Consider the following 15,322-nt stretch of genomic DNA (forward strand, 5'->3'; position numbering starts at 1 on the left):
GAACGATTACGAGGCTCTATCACGAATCAGCCAGCCGCATCGAGCTTGAAGCGGTGGAAGCGCTATGCCGATACTTTGACTGTCAGGTTGGAGACTTATTTGAGTATCAACCCAGCGACAACGACTGAGCTTTTGGCACAATACTCCATCACTGGCGCGCTATTCGCCACTTGCCACGACCTATACTGCACCAGTTGGTAAGGCGCTTCAGGCAAGTAGCAGCCAATCGCAGATAAGGGAGAACAAGATGAAAGTGACTGAAAAAGTAGAAGTCGATGCAGTGACTAACGTGCGCTGTGATGTCTGCCTGAACTCTACACAAACAGTAAACGGAGGTCTTGAATTTGCGACACTTCAAGCGCACTGGGGCTATGGATGCTAGGCACCTTCGCCACGTATTATCGACATCCAGCAACGCCCTCGCAAAATGCCCAAAACTGCCTAGCCCGTAGCGCCAGTCTCGCCGCCCTGGTGCTTTTGCGACACCGTGATAAGCAGCATCATCGCCCCCTTTCTGAGTGGCACCGCTCCCTGTTTGTGAATCACCCTGACGGTGTTTATGAATTTGACCTTAACGGACACTTTCAACGCTGCAATAAAGCACTTGAAAGCATTACAGGATATCCAGCATCTCATTTAATAGGGGCACATTTTAACAACTAACAACTAATCCAAACGAGCTCGTATCCACTCAATAAAAACGCGCAGCTTATAAACGTCGACCATATGTTCTGGGTAGGCCATGTAGTAAGCGTCTTGGCTTTTAAGTGAGAACTGCCAAGGAATGACTAACTTCCCCTCATCAAGCTCTTCCTGAGCAAGAAACTTTGGTACTAGGGCGACACCACAGCCCGCGCGGGCCGCTCTTAACGCCATATAGAACGTATCAAATCTTGGGCCATGGTAGCTGTGCTCCGTATAGAGATCTTGTGCTTCAAACCAGTCATGCCACCCTTCGGGCCGAGTAGAAACCTGTAACAACACCATATCAGTTAAGTCTAATGGGTCGCGAACGGCTGTCTGCTCCATGGCGGTAGGCGCGCAGACAGGCACCACTTCTTCATCCAGCAACTTAATACATTCCGCCCGCGGCCATACGCCATGACCAAAAAAGAATGCCGCCTCTATACGCTCTTTTTGCATATCAAACGGTTCGGTACGGTTAGCAATATTGAGATTAATATTGGGATATTTAAAGCGGAATCCGTTGAGTCTAGGAATAAGCCACCGCGCCCCAAAGGTGGGCAAGGTGACGATATTCAGCACATCTGCCTCTACGCCGTAAGACTGCATATAACGCGTGGACATCTCGACTTGGGCTAATATTTTACGCGCTTCGCCGAGATAGACCGCTCCCTCTGGCGTCAGGTGCAGGCGCTTTCTCACCCGCCTGAATAACGGATGTTGCAGGGTAACTTCCAGTTGTGACACTTGCTTGCTCACCGCACTTTGCGTCAGGCTCAGCTCATCCGCAGCCCGCGTAAAACTGAGATGCCTTGCCGCGGCCTCGAAACAGTTCAGGCTGGTCAAAGAAGGTAAGTTTCGACGACGCATAGCACTCCCACTTGGTGAAATTAAGGAATGATGTTTTTCACAAACATCGTTTGATGATCTGCCTCATGCTTGGCAATACTGCCCCTGTAACCAATTTACTCACAATTCAATATTTGGTGAAGCAATGATTCATTCCCTGATGGAAAAAATGGGTGTCGCAAAAGAGCTGTATCAAGGCGGCGATCTAGTTGTTACCACACCGATTGATGGTGGCGAAATTGGCCGTCTTACAACGGCTTCTAGCAGCGACGTTGAAACCGCTATCGCGAACGCAGAAAAAGCCTTTCAAGCTTGGAAAAGCGTGCCAGCTCCTCGTCGTGGTGAATTGGTTCGTCTGTTTGGCGATCAACTGCGCCAGCACAAGGAAGCACTTGGCGAGCTGGTTACCTGGGAGTGCGGCAAGATTCTCCAGGAAGGGCTTGGCGAAGTTCAGGAAATGATCGACATCTGTGACCTCGCCGTTGGTCAATCTCGCCAACTGTTTGGGCTGACCATCGCTTCCGAGCGCCCCGGTCACCATATGCGCGAAAGCTGGCATCCGTTAGGCCCGATTGGGCTAATTACGGCGTTTAACTTTCCCGTCGCCCCCTGGGCATGGAATTCAGCCTTAGCGCTGGTATGCGGCAATAGCTTGCTTTGGAAACCGTCCGAAAAAACACCGTTAACGGCACTGGCATGCCAAGCACTGTTGGAGCGTGCCATTGAAGAGTTCGGTGATGAAGCTCCCGAGCACCTGAGCCAGGTGATTATTGGTGAGCGTGCCGCTGGCGAGCAGTTGGTTAATGACGCCCGCGTGGCGCTGATCAGCGCTACCGGCAGCACCCGCATGGGTCGTGAAGTAGGCCCACAAGTTGCTGCACGCTTTGGCCGCAGCATTCTTGAGCTGGGTGGCAACAACGCCATGATCTTAGCGCCCAGTGCCGACCTTGATATGGCAACTCGTGCCATCCTATTCTCTGCGGTAGGTACGGCAGGGCAACGCTGCACGACACTGCGCCGCTTAGTTGTTCATGAATCCATTAAAGACGAAATCTTAGCGCGTCTGAAGAAGTCGTATAGCGCAATATCTATCGGCAACCCGCTTGAAGGTAACTTGGTTGGTCCGCTGATTGATCACCAAGCCTTTGATGCGATGCAAAGTGTGCTGGCTAAAGCGCGTGAGCAGGGTGCAAAAGTGTTCGGTGGCAACCGTGTAGAGTTCGCCAACAGTGGTGAAGGCTACTACGTCGAGCCCGCCATTGTTGAAGTGACCGAGCAAAACGAGCTGGTCAAGCACGAAACCTTTGCGCCGATTCTTTATGTCCTCACCTACAAAGAGCTGGATGAGGCTATTGCTACCAATAATGACGTTCCCCAGGGTCTGTCATCGTGCATTTTCACCACCGATGTTCGCGAAGCCGAAACCTTCATCTCTGCGGTTGGTAGTGACTGCGGCATCGCCAACGTCAACATCGGCCCTAGCGGTGCTGAAATTGGCGGTGCGTTTGGAGGCGAGAAGGAAACCGGTGGCGGTCGCGAGTCTGGCTCCGACGTTTGGAAGAGCTATATGCGTCGCCAAACTAACACCGTGAACTACTCTCGTGAACTCCCACTAGCTCAAGGCATTAAGTTCGACTAACCCTTCCCCTCTATAAGGGCCCTTCTCTACAGGGCCCTTACTAAAAACATAAAAAAATTAAGGTGATGTATGCGTGACGATGTCCAAATCAGCCCGACGCCGGGCCTCGCGATGGCGCTATTACCACTGCTGGCCACTACTGCCATTCTAATTCTGCAATTTTTTATCTTCTCTGATTTTACCCCGCATATTCCTTTAGCCTTCGGAATAATGATTTGCGCCCTGTGCGGACGCATCCGTGGCGTACCCTGGCAAAAAATGGAAGCCTCGATGCTTGAGGTAGTTAAGCTGGGAATGCCCGCTATTTTTATTCTATTAGCGGTCGGTATGGTCATTGGTACCTGGATTCTTTCCGGCACCGTTCCCACGCTGATGTATTACGGTTTTCAGTTGGTTTCCCCCTCTTACTTTCTCGTCGCAACGTGCGTCGTTAGTGCGTTGGTATCCCTTGCCACAGGCACATCCTGGGGCACAGTAGGAACCCTCGGGCTTGCCCTAATGGGCATCGGAGAAGGGCTGGGCATCCCCATGTATCTAACGGGCGGAGCACTGGTATCCGGGGCGTTCTTTGGCGATAAAATGTCACCCTTATCAGAGACTACCAACTTAACTCCTGCCGTGTGTGAAACCGATTTATGGAGCCATATACGCAGCATGATGGCCACCACGGTGCCCGCTATGATCGTCGCGCTGATACTTTATTTATGGCTCGGCACTAGCTATGGCGGCCAGCTTGAACGAAGTACCGATATTGCAACGTTCCGTCAGGCACTTGATGACACCTTTACGCTCTCCTGGGTAACGTTGATCCCGCCTTTTGTTGTGATCGGTTTAGCGCTTGCCAAATTCCCGCCTTTCCCGACTATTTTTACCGGCGCTGCGATAGGCGGCTTAGTGGCTATCGGCGTTCAGGGCGAGACCGTTCATGCTGTGTTTGATGCCATGCAAAATGGCTTTAACAGTGATACCGGTAATCCGGCGATTGATGCTTTGCTCAGCAGCGGCGGTGTTCTTTCCATGACCTGGGTGGTAACGCTAACGTTCTTCGCGCTGGGTTTTGCTGGCATGCTGGAAGCCTATGGCACCGTTGATGCAATTATTAAGCAGCTGATGCGGCTTATTAAAGGGCGCTTCAGCTTAGTAGCAACAAGCTCCGGCACCACGCTGGCGGTAAGCACTATTATTGGCGATGTGTATACAACGCTGGTGCTGCCCGGTCGCTTGCTGAAAGGTCAGTATCAAGCCATGGGCTATAAGACTTCGACGCTGTCACGCACTATTGAAGACAATGGCACACTCTCCTCTCCATTGATTCCGTGGAACATGGGCGGTGGATTTGTGTCCTCGACGATTGGTGTACCCACGCTAGCGTATGCACCTTTTGCATTTGCTTGCTGGCTATCCCCTTTATTCGGTTTGCTGTGGGCGCTCACTGGCCGTTTCATTCCCCGTGAATCCCCTGAGAAAGCGGCTAAAAATCCGCCCCACACGCCCCAAACCACCTACTCCTCCCAACTTACTTCATAGCCACTCAAGGTCGGCCTATGGCCGGCCTGCGCTTCTTTTCAGGAGGTACCATAAAGATGCAAACGACCCTCTCCGAGCGCTGCCTTTGGCTGCAAACGAGCGCGGAAGCCCCATTGCACTATCCTGCGTTAGCGAACCAGGAAGAGGCTGAGGTCTGTGTTGTTGGTGGCGGTATTACGGGTCTGTCCACCGCGTTACATTTGGCCGAGAAAGGCATCAAGGTAATGTTGCTGGAGGCGGGAGATATCCCCACGGGTGGTTCAGGCCGCAACGTAGGCCTGGTTAATGCCGGACTTTGGATTCCACCCGATGACATCGTGGCCGCGCTAGGTGAAGAAAAAGGTGAGCGCGTTAATACTATTTTGGGCGGCGCGCCAGCAAAAGTATTCGACATTATTGAGCGCTATGCCATTGAGTGCGATGCAACGCGTACAGGCACCCTGCACCTTGGTCATAACACCAAAGGCTGCCAAGAGCTTGCACGTCGCCACGAACAGTTACAAAACCGTGGCGCCCCAGTGACCCTATTGGAAGGCGAAGCATGCGAGCGGATGACGGGAACCGCTCAGATACATGCAGCGCTGCTTGATAAGCGCGCGGGCACTATCAACCCGTGCGCCTATACACGAGGGCTCGCCCGCGCTACTGCAAACTTAGGCGCCACTCTCTACTGCCAAAGCCCCGTAACAGGCATCGAGCGACAGGAAGACCGCTGGCGGGTGTTAACTCAAAATGGCAGCGTAACCGCGAACAAAGTCGTCATGGCGACCAATGCGTATACCGAAGACGACTGGAACCACGTTCGACAACACTTCTTTACCGGCCATTATTATCAACTGGCGTCAGAGCCTCTAACTGGCGAAGCCGCCGATGCAATTCTTCCAGAAAAACAAGGCGCTTGGGACACCCGCACGGTGCTTAGCAGCATACGCCGAGATAAGGCAGGCCGCTTACTGTTGGGCAGCCTGGGGAAAGGTGAAGGCAAGCCGCTAGCTTACTTAACCCGCTGGGCCGATACTATAAAAGATCATTACTTCCCTGGGCTTGGCAACGTGCGTTGGGAATACACCTGGACCGGCAAGATCGCATTCACACCGGACCACACCTTACGTATTTTTGAACCGGCCCCTGGAATATTGTCAGCTACTGGCTATAACGGACGCGGCATTACTACCGGCACGGTGGTCGGCCAAGGTTTTGCCCATTACATTGCAAACGACGATGACAGCCTGCTGCCGCTTCCGCTATCGCAGCCCAAACCCATCAAAGCCCGCCCGCTGTGGAGCTGTGCCTATGAGAGTGGTTTCTCGCTATATCATGCGGGTCAGTGTCTACGGGTGCTGATCTAGGGGCATTGCTACGTAACAAAACGGCAGCACATTCCTGTGCTGCCGTTCCAGACTGCTGACAAAGCCCTGGCCCTTCGGCCAGGGTTTTGCTTTTATAAGCGTATCGTTTTTAGTGGTGGCCGATATGCTCAAAGACCCTTCCCCCCAACAGCACGAACTGGAGATGGTCACGCTCGAAGAACTCGTGCCCTCGAACCATCTATTGCGTCAGATTGAGGCCGCCCTCGACTTCAGCTTTATCGCGAGCGCGTTCGTCATCTTTACTGCGCGGATAATGGTCGGCCTGCGCTTGATCCGGTGCTGCTCTTCAAGGCCTTGTTTATCGGCTATCTGTTTGGCATTCGTAGCGAGCGCCAGTTGATGCGCGAGATCCAAGTCAACGTCGCCTACCGCTGGTTCCTCGGCTTGCGCTTGACCGACAAGGTGCCCGATGCCTCCACCATCAGCCAGAACCGACGCCGCCGCTTCTCCGATAGCACGATCCACCAGGAGATCTTCGATACCATTGTCGAACAGGCCATCGCACAAGGCTTGGTGGGCGGAGAAGTGCTCTATACCGACAGCACGCACCTCAAGGCCAATGCCAACAAGCATCGCTTCGAGCGCCAAGAGGTGGAGACAACGGCGCGGGACTATCTGGACGCACTGGACGTGGCGGTTGAGGAGGACCGTGCTCAACACGGAAAAAAGCCTTAACGCCGCGTGCTAAAGCACCGGCGCTCGTCGAAAAGAAAATCAGCCTCACCGACCCGGATAGCGGCTATATGGTGCGCGATGGCAAACCGACTGGCTTCTTCTATCTGGATCACCGCACGGTGGACGGTAAGCACGCCATTATTACCGACACCCATGTTACCCCGGCCAGTGTGCACGATAGCGTGCCTTACTTGGCGCGACTGGATCATCAGTGCCAGCGCTTCGGGCTGGACCCGGTCGGTGTCGGCCTCGACGCGGGTTACTTTACGGCGGCGATCTGTCATGGGCTGGAGGAACGCGGCCCGTATGGCGTCATCGGCTACCGCCGCCCCAGTAAACTCAAGGGGTATCTACCCAAGCGCGCCTTCACGTATGACGCGGCGACTAACACCTATCAGTGCCCAGAAGGGCAGTCGCTGCTCTATGCCACCACGGATCGCCATGGCTACCGCCACTATCGCAGTGAACCTGAGATCTGTCGCAGTTGTCCTCGGCTGGCGACCTGTACCCGCAACGCCAAGCAGATAAAAACGGTCACGCGGCACGTCTGGCAGGACGACAAGGATCGGGTGGATGCCCGGCGACTGACAGAACCGGGCAAGAAGCTCTACAAGCGTCGCAAGGAGACGGTGGAGCGCAGCTTCGCCGACGCCAAGCAGTTACACGGGCACCGTTATGCGCGAATGCGAGGCCTGGCGCGCGTCAAAGAGCAGTGCTTACTGGCCGCCGCTTGCCAAAACCTCAAGAAAATCGCGCAGGCGCGTTGGCGTCGGCTTTTTTGCACGTTTTTACGTCATCTGAGGGCTAATAGGGCACGTCAGAAGTCGTTATACCCGATGATGCGCAGAGATCGCGCGATAAGGGTCGTGAGTCAGGCCACGCGTGTATGCCTGCTTTAAAAGCAACGAACCCACCAAAATAGGTGAGTTCGTCAGCAGTCTGAAACGGCAGCACATTCCTGTGCTGCCGTTCTTTAATTAACGATGGATTATTTTTTTAAGCTTGCCAGAACCTTCGCTTTAGAGGCATTTTCACGTTCTGCATAAAGCGATAGTTCATCGGTCACCTGGGCACCCAGCGCCTCTTCAAAGGCGTCGCGATTGGCATTCCCGGCATAGGCTTCGCTCTCTGCACCACCGAGATTCGACTGGAAAATACCCGCCGCACTCACTGGTAGAAAGTCTTCATAGGTAATCGGCTGTGCTTCCACCAAGCCCTGGGCGATTAACGCTTCAATATCGGCACTACCAACGTCTTTAGCTGCCTGACCTTTCTCGGTCAGATGATACTGAAAATACGCTAGCCCCTCGCGGCGCATGGCCTCGTCGTTATCAGGGAACTGGGCAAAGACGTTTTGCATAACCGTTTGGTGGGCGTCGTTATCCAACCCCGCGGTTTGCTTGCGGCCTTCAGTAAGTAACTGGTCATAAAGCGCACGGCCTTTTGGTGTTAGCGCCACGCCACGCTGCTCAATTTCGCCAAAGCGAGCGGTGTGAGTACCTTGCGCGTCGCCGGCAAAGCGGATTGATTCTTCCAATGCTTTAAAGCTGGTCTGGCGCAGCAAAATGGGGCATTCACGACGCGGCGGCCCTTCAATGACGGCTTTGGGGTTCATACCCATCTCCGGCATGCGGCGCTGTGCTTCGTCGATATCCAAAGTACGCGGCGTCAGGTGATTGATATGCGGCCCACGGAAGCACACCACATCGGCAATCAAACGGTGCTCATCATGGAGCGCCTGATAAGTTTCCAGATCGACCGTCGCATCCTGGTGCCAACGGAAGGTTTCCAGCGCTTCTTTGACGAATTGGTCGGCCTCTTCGCTGGTTAAGCCACCTTGGGTTTCATGACGCTCAATAAGTTCGCGCGCCCCTGGGGTGAAGATATCGCGCTTGGCTAGAATCTCTTCCGAACGCTGGCGCAGAGCCTCACTTTCAATCAGTTCTAAACGCAGTAACGAGGTAAAAACACGGAAAGGGTTCATCGCCAGCGCATCGTCGTCGATAGGCCGGAAGGCGGTTGAATGAACCGGCACGCCCGCTTCTGAAAGGTCGTAATAACCCACCGGATACATACCCATCACAGCAAACAGGCGGCGCAGCATGGAAAGCTCTGCAGCAGTTCCCACACGAATAGCCCCGTGGCGTTCTACGCTCAAACGGGCCAATTCACCCTGCGCTTCCAGGCGGCGATGCAGTTCAGGCTGTTGACTAAGTGTTTCTTGGTTAACGCGCTCGACAAGTTCAAGCAGCGTGCCGTACTGCGGCACTTCGGCTTGATACATGGCCGACATTGCCTTAGAGAAACGGTCACGCACTTCGTTGGTTGAAAGAAGGCTCGGCTGAGTCATTTCGTTGCTCTCTCTTGCATATTGTTGGGATAAGGATGAGACACCGGCGTCAATAGCGCCAACAGCGCCTGAAGCGGGTGGTGTAATGTTTGCGCTGAGTAGCGTTTCACCTGGCTACGGCAGGAGTAGCCGGTGGCGAGCAGCTTGCCCGTGTTTTCGTCGGCTTCCACCTGGGGCTGCCAGGATTGGGCATAAATGGTTTTGGAAGTTGCGACGTTACGGGTTTCATGCCCGTAAGTGCCCGACATGCCGCAACACCCTGTGGTGGCTAACGCCAGCTCTAAACCAAATGCCGCAAACACCTGCTGCCAGGCTTTGGGGCTGCCTGGGGCGTTGGTCTTTTCGGTGCAGTGAGACAGCAGCTTAAAGCCAGGGTCGGTTAGGTTCAGTGGGCGAGGCACTAGCGTGTTCATACGCGTGGCCAGCCACTCTTGCAGCAGTAGTACGTTGGGCACTTGCTCGCCCCCCAGGGCTTTGACGTACTCTTGGCGGTAGGTCAGCGTCATGGCGGGGTCAATCCCCACCATGGGCACGTCGAACTCTGCCAGCGCCCGCAGGCGTTTGGCCTGTTTTTCCGCCGTGCGCTCAAAGGCGCCTAAAAAGCCCTGCACTTGCAGCGGTTTGCCGTTGGCAGAAAATGGCATCACGAATACGCGCAGATTCAGTCGCGACAGCAGTTCCACCACGTCCATCACCAGTTTGGCTTCAAAGTGGCTGGTGAAGGCATCTTGGACAAGGATCACGCTGTTGGCACGCTGCTGGTCAGTCAGCAGTGCAAGCGAGGTGGGCGTAGCGTCAGCCACGCCCCAGGCACGCAGCTGCTTTTTCACGCTGGCGCGGGAAAGCAGCGGGGAGTCGCTCATTCCCAGCCCTTTACGCATTAGGCTATCGACCCAGCGCTGGTTGAGTAGGGCGTTATACAGCGGCGCTACCTTGGCAAGCGTGGGCAGCATAAACTCAGTGCCACCGATGATGTAATCGCGCAGCGGGCGTAAATAGCGGCCGTGGTAGACCTCTAAAAACTGCGAACGGAACTGTGGCACGTTGACCTTAATCGGGCACTGGCCAGCGCAAGATTTACACGCCAAGCAGCCCGCCATGGCGTCGTAAACTTGATGAGAATAGTCGTGATGTTGCTTGCGGCTAAGCGTATTGGCAACGCGCAGCGGAAAGCTTTTGATAAAGCCCCAGCCGTTTTCGGCTTTCTTTTTGCGCGACTCTTCCACTACATCGATACCAGCCTGGGACTGCAGACGCAGCCACTCACGCATTAAGCTGGCACGGCCTTTAGGCGAATGCACACGGTCGCGGGTAGCCTTCCAGGAAGGGCACATGGGGTCATCAGCATCGTAGTTGTAGCAGGCGCCATTGCCGTTGCAGTACACCGCTGCATCGTAGGCCTGCCACGTCCGCTCATCAATGGTGCGATCCAACTGGCCGCGCAGGGTGACGCCATCAATCGTTAATAGCTCAGGGTCACTGTCTTTGGCGATTAATGCGCTGCCTTCAGCGGGCGATGCAATCTTGCCGGGGTTTAGCTGGTTATGCGGATCAAACGCGGCTTTAACGCGCTGTAGGCTGGGATACAGCTCGCCAAAGAATTTGGGGCCGTACTCCGAGCGCACGCCTTTGCCATGCTCGCCCCATAACAGCCCGCCGTATTTCTGGGTCAGGTCAGCCACTTGATCAGAAATCTCACGAATCAGTTTTTCCTGTTCGGGATCTTTCATATCCAGCGCCGGGCGCACGTGCAGCACCCCCGCATCGACATGGCCAAACATACCGTAGGAGAGTTTGCGGGCATCCAGTGCGGCGCGAAACTCAGTAATAAAGTCAGCCAGATGCTCTGGTGGTACGGCGGTATCTTCGACAAACGCAATCGGGCGCTTTTCGCCCTGTACATTGCCCAGCAAACCCACCGAGCGTTTGCGCATAGCGTAGACTTTTTGAATCTGCGAACGGCCTTCCGCCAGGGTGTAGCCTAAACGCTCCACCGTGGGGTCTTGGCTCAAGTGTTCCGTAAACGCCCGCACACGCTCAGACAAGCGTTCAGGGTCATCATCGTTAAACTCGATCAAGTTAATGCCACGAATCGGCGTACTACCGGTGGTGGGGAAAAACTCAGCTACGCTGTCCCAGACAAAGTCCTCCATGGCCAGCTGCAGCACGGTGTCATCAATAGTTTCAATCGAGGTAGGGCGCGCGCTTGAAGTCATCAGTGCCTTGGCATCGCGCAGCGCGTCCATAAAGCTGGCATAGCGCACATTGACCAAAGTGGCGTGCTTGGGAATCGGCAGCACATTGAGTACCGCTTCATTCAAAAAGCCCAATGAGCCTTCCGAGCCGCACAGCAGGCTGTTCAGGTTCAGCTGGCCTTTTGCTTCCCGCAGATGCGCCAGATCGTAGCCGGTTAAGCAGCGGTTGAGCGGCGGAAATTTCGCCTCAATCAGCCCCCGCTGCTGGTCGATAATCTCAGCCGCGGTGGTATGCACCTGGCCAAGAATGCCGGATTGGGCAACGGCCTGCTGCTCTTCGTCAGCACTAAGCGGGCGGCTATGCAGATGCTGGCCCCCCAGCAGAACCGTATCCAGTTCCAGCACGTGGTCACGGGTTTTGCCATACTCACAGCTGCCCTGGCCGCTGGCATCGGTGGAGATCATCCCGCCGATGGTGGCGCGGTTAGAGGTGGATAGCTCCGGGGCAAAAAACAGCCCATGAGGCTTCAGCGCCGCGTTGAGTTGATCCTTCACCACGCCCGCCTGAACGCGTACCCGCCGTGCCTCTACATCGATCTCGAGGATCTGGTTCATATGGCGGGAAACGTCCACCACGATACCGTCGGTCAACGACTGGCCGTTGGTACCGGTGCCGCCGCCCCGAGGCGTGAGCACGATATCGCGGTGGGGCAGCTCAGCAGCCAGCTTGGCAAGGCGCTCAAGGTCTTCCGCATGCTTAGGAAACACCGCCGCCTGGGGCAGGCGCTGGTAAATCGAGTTATCCGTTGCCAGCACCGTGCGGTTGGCATAGTCCGGGGCAATCTCGCCTTCGAAGCCACAGGCGCGCAAGGCGTCGAGAAACGCCACATAGCCACTTCGCACTGCCATTTCGCTGACCATTGCGATCATGCCTTGAGCGTCTCCAGCGCCTGCTCGATGAGCCCTAGCCCTTCTGCCATGACGTCTGGTTCAGTGGTCAATGGCGGCAATAAGCGTAAGACATTACGCTTGCGGCCACTGGGCATTAGCAAAACGCCAGCATCACGCCCCGCAGCCAAGAGGTTAGCTAAGTGCTCTCCCCCCGTAGCATTGTCGGTATCTTCAAAGACGATACCGCGCATCGCGCCAATACCCGTCATGGCTCCTAGCATGGGAAAACGCTCGCTTGCTTTCCAGCGCTGGTAAGCACTCACAATCGCCGCTTCTTGGGCATTACCCCATTCGCTTAGCGCCTCGTCTTGCATGATATCCATCACTACCAATGCAGCTGCACACGCAACCGCATTGCCTGAATAGGTGCCTCCCAACGCGCCTTTGGGTAAAGCATCCATTAACTCTTTACGCCCTACCAAAGCGGCCAGTGGAAGACCTGAGGCAATGCTTTTTCCTAACAGAATCAGGTCGGGCTCGATGCCGAGGTGACTGAAGCCAAAGCGTTTACCGGTTCGTCCGAAGCCTGATTGGATTTCGTCACAAATCAATAAAATACCGTGCTGATCGCAGATTGCCCGCAGCGCTTTAGCAAACTGGGGGCAAAGTAAGCGAAAACCGCCTTCCCCTTGAACAGGTTCAACGACGACACAAGCCACTTCACTGGGGGCAATCTCTACGTCAAATACACGCTCTAGGGCCGCCAATGACTGCTCGGCGGATATCCCACTATCCTGGCTAGGAAAAGGCAGGTGATAAACCGGGCCAGGGAGCGCGCCTAAACCGGCTTTGTAGGGCTTAACTTTCCCATTCAAATTGAGCGCAGCCAACGTGCGGCCATGGAAACCATCGTCAAATGCAATCACGCCCTGACGACCCGTGACACCACGGGCAACTTTCAATGCATTTTCTGTCGCTTCCGCACCACTGTTCGTCAGCATGCATCCCAGCGGATAAGAAACCGGCACAAACTGGTCAAGTCGCTCTACGACAGAGAGGTAGCCACGGTGCGGCAAGGCATTAAACGCTGAGTGCATGAGGGTATCGACCTGAGCCTTGACGGCCTCGACCACCGCTGGATGGCCATGCCCCAAGTTAAGCACACCAATACCGCCAATAAAGTCGATATAACGCTGTCCCGCTTCATCCCATACCTCTGCATTACGCCCTTTAGTAATGCAAACGGGATGGAGGATGCCTAATGCACTGCTGACGTTGGGAAAGTCCATCGTCGTAAACACTCCTGAAATTGACGTATGTTCCCTTATAAAACAGCTTCATATAGTAGATTACAAACGAAAAAAAACGCCTAATGCATGCCTAGTAGGAATGAACAGGCGATTGACGCTTGAGTTATAAGCAAAGACAGTAGCATTCCAAAGCACTCACTTGTCGCCAGCAACTATTTCACAAAGATGACTAATAGATGGAGGCGCTATGTTGATAACGCTGATAGAAAAGCATGGTCATAGGGTACATAAGGAAATTATGAAAAACCTGAATTCAAGCAATAAGTGCAGCACCTGCTGTGTCCAGGGCTCCTGAGTACTCTCCCAGGAACACCTGGGCCGGTGTCCGGTAACCGAGGCGTTTTCGGGGGCGGTCGTTCAGCTTTCTGACCACTTTGCGCAACTCGGCGTCGGTGACCTGCCGGAAGTCCGTCCCCTTGGGGAAGTACTGCCGTATTAGGCCATTGGTGCTCTCATTGCTCCCACGCTGGCCAGGGCAGTAGGGGTCACAGAAGTACGTCATTGCCGTCACTGCCTTGGCCACGGCTTTATGGCCTGCGAACTCCGAGCCATTGTCCAGGGTGATGGTCTGTACCGCTCCCCGGCGAGGCTTCAGCAGGCGGATCATGGCCGCTTGCGTCAGCTGAGCTGAGAGCCTGGGCAACCTCGCGGCCAGCAGGTAGCCACTGCGACGCTCTACTAGTATGACCAGTCCCGATTGCTTGTGCCCGTGGATCACGGCGTCTCCCTCCCAGTGCCCGATAAAGCGCCGCTCATCGACCTCAGCCGGGCGATGCTCGATGCCCACCTGGTTGGGGATCTTGCCAAGCCCTGCGCTCTTGGCCTGGGCCCGGTGCTTGCTGCGGCGCTTGGGTTGACCCTGCCTTATTCATGGCACAAAGCATGAGTCAAAACATACCAGAGAAAAATCATAGGCTTAGATGCAGTAAGCGTCTAATGCTGGTTTCACCCAGTGGGTGAATCGAATCAAATACCCACCATCACCATAAATAGCTGATTTTAAAGCATTTTTATCTTCTCCTATAATTATTCGATGAATAAGAAGGGTTGACGAAGATGCCGCCTGAGGTCGCCACCCTGCGCCTTGTCATCCCAGATCAAGGAGTAGACCCACTGGTGGCTGACGCCTATGCCAGTCAAGGGAGCCATGAAACCGCTGATCTGCTGCGGGCTCCACTCCTCACGTAGCCGGTCGGCAACGGCGGCGATCATGCTGGGCAAGCGCTTCGTCCACTTCCAGGCGTTGCGTCGACGATGGTCGCTGCAAGACTGCGCCTGCTCGGGATCGTAGCCACTGGGGGCAGCGTTACGACACAGCTCACGGCTGATCGTGCTACTGTGAACACCGAGCTCGCGGGCGATCTGCCTCTGGCTCATGCCCAAGTCATAGCGGGCGTGACTCTGGTATCGTTGGGTCTGGGGCAGCTGTCGGTATCCCATGCTCTGCTTCACTTTGGTCGGTAAGGCAGGGAGGGTACCGGCGCTGGCCCTCCTGCCTCTACCGTGCGGTCCAAAGTGCTGCGGTTATTCTATGAATCCAGGAAACACAATTCATGAGAAAATGGAATGCGTATGCAACTTAATTTCTTTTGTCTGTAGGGCTTCATGCATGAACAATAGTCACTTACCGTTTCGCGACATTGTTTCTGATCGGAACCCCAGCCGGCCGGGTTGCGAATACATGCTAAGCATAACCTGAATCCGTGAAGCCGGCGCCGACACTTTCCCTATCACCGCCAGCGAGCACTTTTTGATCATTCGCCCCGTGCAAGTTGGCTTTCGCAAGCCCGTTATTGCCAAAACCCACCGTGCTGATCGGTGCTGACGGCCCG

General features: G+C 54.9%; 10 protein-coding genes and 3 pseudogenes. 7 read left to right on the top strand and 6 right to left on the bottom strand.

The window, feature by feature from the left end; translation table 11 throughout:
* Positions 1 to 5: 5 nt before the first annotated feature.
* From AC13CN_RS13570 to AC13CN_RS13580, 3 genes are all read left to right on the top strand, one after another.
* Positions 6 to 128 (top strand): helix-turn-helix domain-containing protein, encoded by a 123-nt coding sequence (locus AC13CN_RS13570; protein ID WP_483053105.1) that lies wholly within the window; start codon positions 6 to 8, stop codon positions 126 to 128.
* Positions 129 to 247: 119 nt separating this feature from the next.
* A complete protein-coding gene (locus AC13CN_RS13575; RefSeq protein WP_266100190.1) occupies positions 248 to 382 on the top strand; it encodes a hypothetical protein in 135 nt (44 codons plus the stop codon).
* Positions 376 to 663 (top strand): PAS domain S-box protein, encoded by a 288-nt coding sequence (locus AC13CN_RS13580; RefSeq protein WP_232068186.1) that lies wholly within the window; start codon positions 376 to 378, stop codon positions 661 to 663. The genes AC13CN_RS13575 and AC13CN_RS13580 overlap by 7 nt, the downstream gene beginning before the upstream one ends.
* A 3-nt stretch (positions 664 to 666) precedes the next feature.
* Here AC13CN_RS13580 and AC13CN_RS13585 read toward each other — a convergent pair whose 3' ends face one another.
* The gene (locus tag AC13CN_RS13585) at positions 667 to 1,554 is read right to left on the bottom strand and encodes a LysR substrate-binding domain-containing protein (protein WP_137094677.1); all 888 of its coding nucleotides are present in this window, start codon (positions 1,552 to 1,554) and stop codon (positions 667 to 669) included.
* Between the two features lie 124 nt (positions 1,555 to 1,678).
* Here AC13CN_RS13585 and amaB point away from each other — a divergent pair, with 124 nt between their 5' ends.
* From amaB to AC13CN_RS13605, 4 genes and pseudogenes are all read left to right on the top strand, one after another.
* Positions 1,679 to 3,172: an L-piperidine-6-carboxylate dehydrogenase gene (gene amaB / locus AC13CN_RS13590; protein WP_137094679.1), complete on the top strand. Its 1,494-nt coding sequence runs from the start codon at positions 1,679 to 1,681 to the stop codon at positions 3,170 to 3,172.
* Between the two features lie 69 nt (positions 3,173 to 3,241).
* A complete protein-coding gene (nhaC, locus tag AC13CN_RS13595) occupies positions 3,242 to 4,699 on the top strand; it encodes a Na+/H+ antiporter NhaC (protein ID WP_137094681.1) in 1,458 nt (485 codons plus the stop codon).
* A gap of 56 nt (positions 4,700 to 4,755) precedes the next feature.
* Positions 4,756 to 6,048, top strand: coding sequence for an L-pipecolate oxidase (amaA, locus tag AC13CN_RS13600; protein WP_137094682.1), 1,293 nt, complete (start codon positions 4,756 to 4,758; stop codon positions 6,046 to 6,048).
* A gap of 124 nt (positions 6,049 to 6,172) precedes the next feature.
* A pseudogene (locus tag AC13CN_RS13605) lies at positions 6,173 to 7,643 on the top strand (IS1182 family transposase).
* Positions 7,644 to 7,732: 89 nt separating this feature from the next.
* On the opposite strand, the gene hglS reads toward AC13CN_RS13605, so the two are convergent.
* The 5 genes and pseudogenes from hglS to AC13CN_RS13630 form a co-directional block, all read right to left on the bottom strand.
* Positions 7,733 to 9,094: a 2-oxoadipate dioxygenase/decarboxylase HglS gene (gene hglS, locus AC13CN_RS13610; protein ID WP_289100183.1), complete on the bottom strand. Its 1,362-nt coding sequence runs from the start codon at positions 9,092 to 9,094 to the stop codon at positions 7,733 to 7,735.
* Entirely contained in the window at positions 9,091 to 12,219 is a 3,129-nt protein-coding gene (gene ydiJ / locus AC13CN_RS13615; RefSeq protein WP_483053213.1) for a D-2-hydroxyglutarate dehydrogenase YdiJ, read from the bottom strand. Before ydiJ ends, hglS begins: the two co-directional genes overlap by 4 nt.
* Entirely contained in the window at positions 12,216 to 13,469 is a 1,254-nt protein-coding gene (locus tag AC13CN_RS13620) for a 2-aminoadipate transaminase (RefSeq protein WP_483053214.1), read from the bottom strand. The genes ydiJ and AC13CN_RS13620 overlap by 4 nt, the downstream gene beginning before the upstream one ends.
* Positions 13,470 to 13,743: 274 nt before the next feature.
* Positions 13,744 to 14,346, bottom strand: a pseudogene (locus AC13CN_RS13625) (IS30 family transposase); the annotation flags it as partial.
* Between the two features lie 194 nt (positions 14,347 to 14,540).
* A pseudogene (locus tag AC13CN_RS13630) lies at positions 14,541 to 14,930 on the bottom strand (transposase); the annotation flags it as partial.
* Positions 14,931 to 15,322: the final 392 nt, after the last annotated feature.

The organism is Vreelandella sp. L-25 (assembly GCF_056857535.1).

Bases quoted from the DNA above. Each gene is read 5' to 3' on its own strand.
- AC13CN_RS13575 (WP_266100190.1), top strand. From the start codon at position 248: ATGAAAGTGACTGAAAAAGTAGAAGTCGATGCAGTGACTAACGTGCGC.
- AC13CN_RS13580 (WP_232068186.1), top strand. From the start codon at position 376: ATGCTAGGCACCTTCGCCACGTATTATCGACATCCAGCAACGCCCTCG.
- AC13CN_RS13585 (WP_137094677.1), bottom strand. From the start codon at position 1,554: ATGCGTCGTCGAAACTTACCTTCTTTGACCAGCCTGAACTGTTTCGAG.
- amaB (WP_137094679.1), top strand. From the start codon at position 1,679: ATGATTCATTCCCTGATGGAAAAAATGGGTGTCGCAAAAGAGCTGTAT.
- nhaC (WP_137094681.1), top strand. From the start codon at position 3,242: ATGCGTGACGATGTCCAAATCAGCCCGACGCCGGGCCTCGCGATGGCG.
- amaA (WP_137094682.1), top strand. From the start codon at position 4,756: ATGCAAACGACCCTCTCCGAGCGCTGCCTTTGGCTGCAAACGAGCGCG.
- hglS (WP_289100183.1), bottom strand. From the start codon at position 9,094: ATGACTCAGCCGAGCCTTCTTTCAACCAACGAAGTGCGTGACCGTTTC.
- ydiJ (WP_483053213.1), bottom strand. From the start codon at position 12,219: ATGATCGCAATGGTCAGCGAAATGGCAGTGCGAAGTGGCTATGTGGCG.
- AC13CN_RS13620 (WP_483053214.1), bottom strand. From the start codon at position 13,469: ATGGACTTTCCCAACGTCAGCAGTGCATTAGGCATCCTCCATCCCGTT.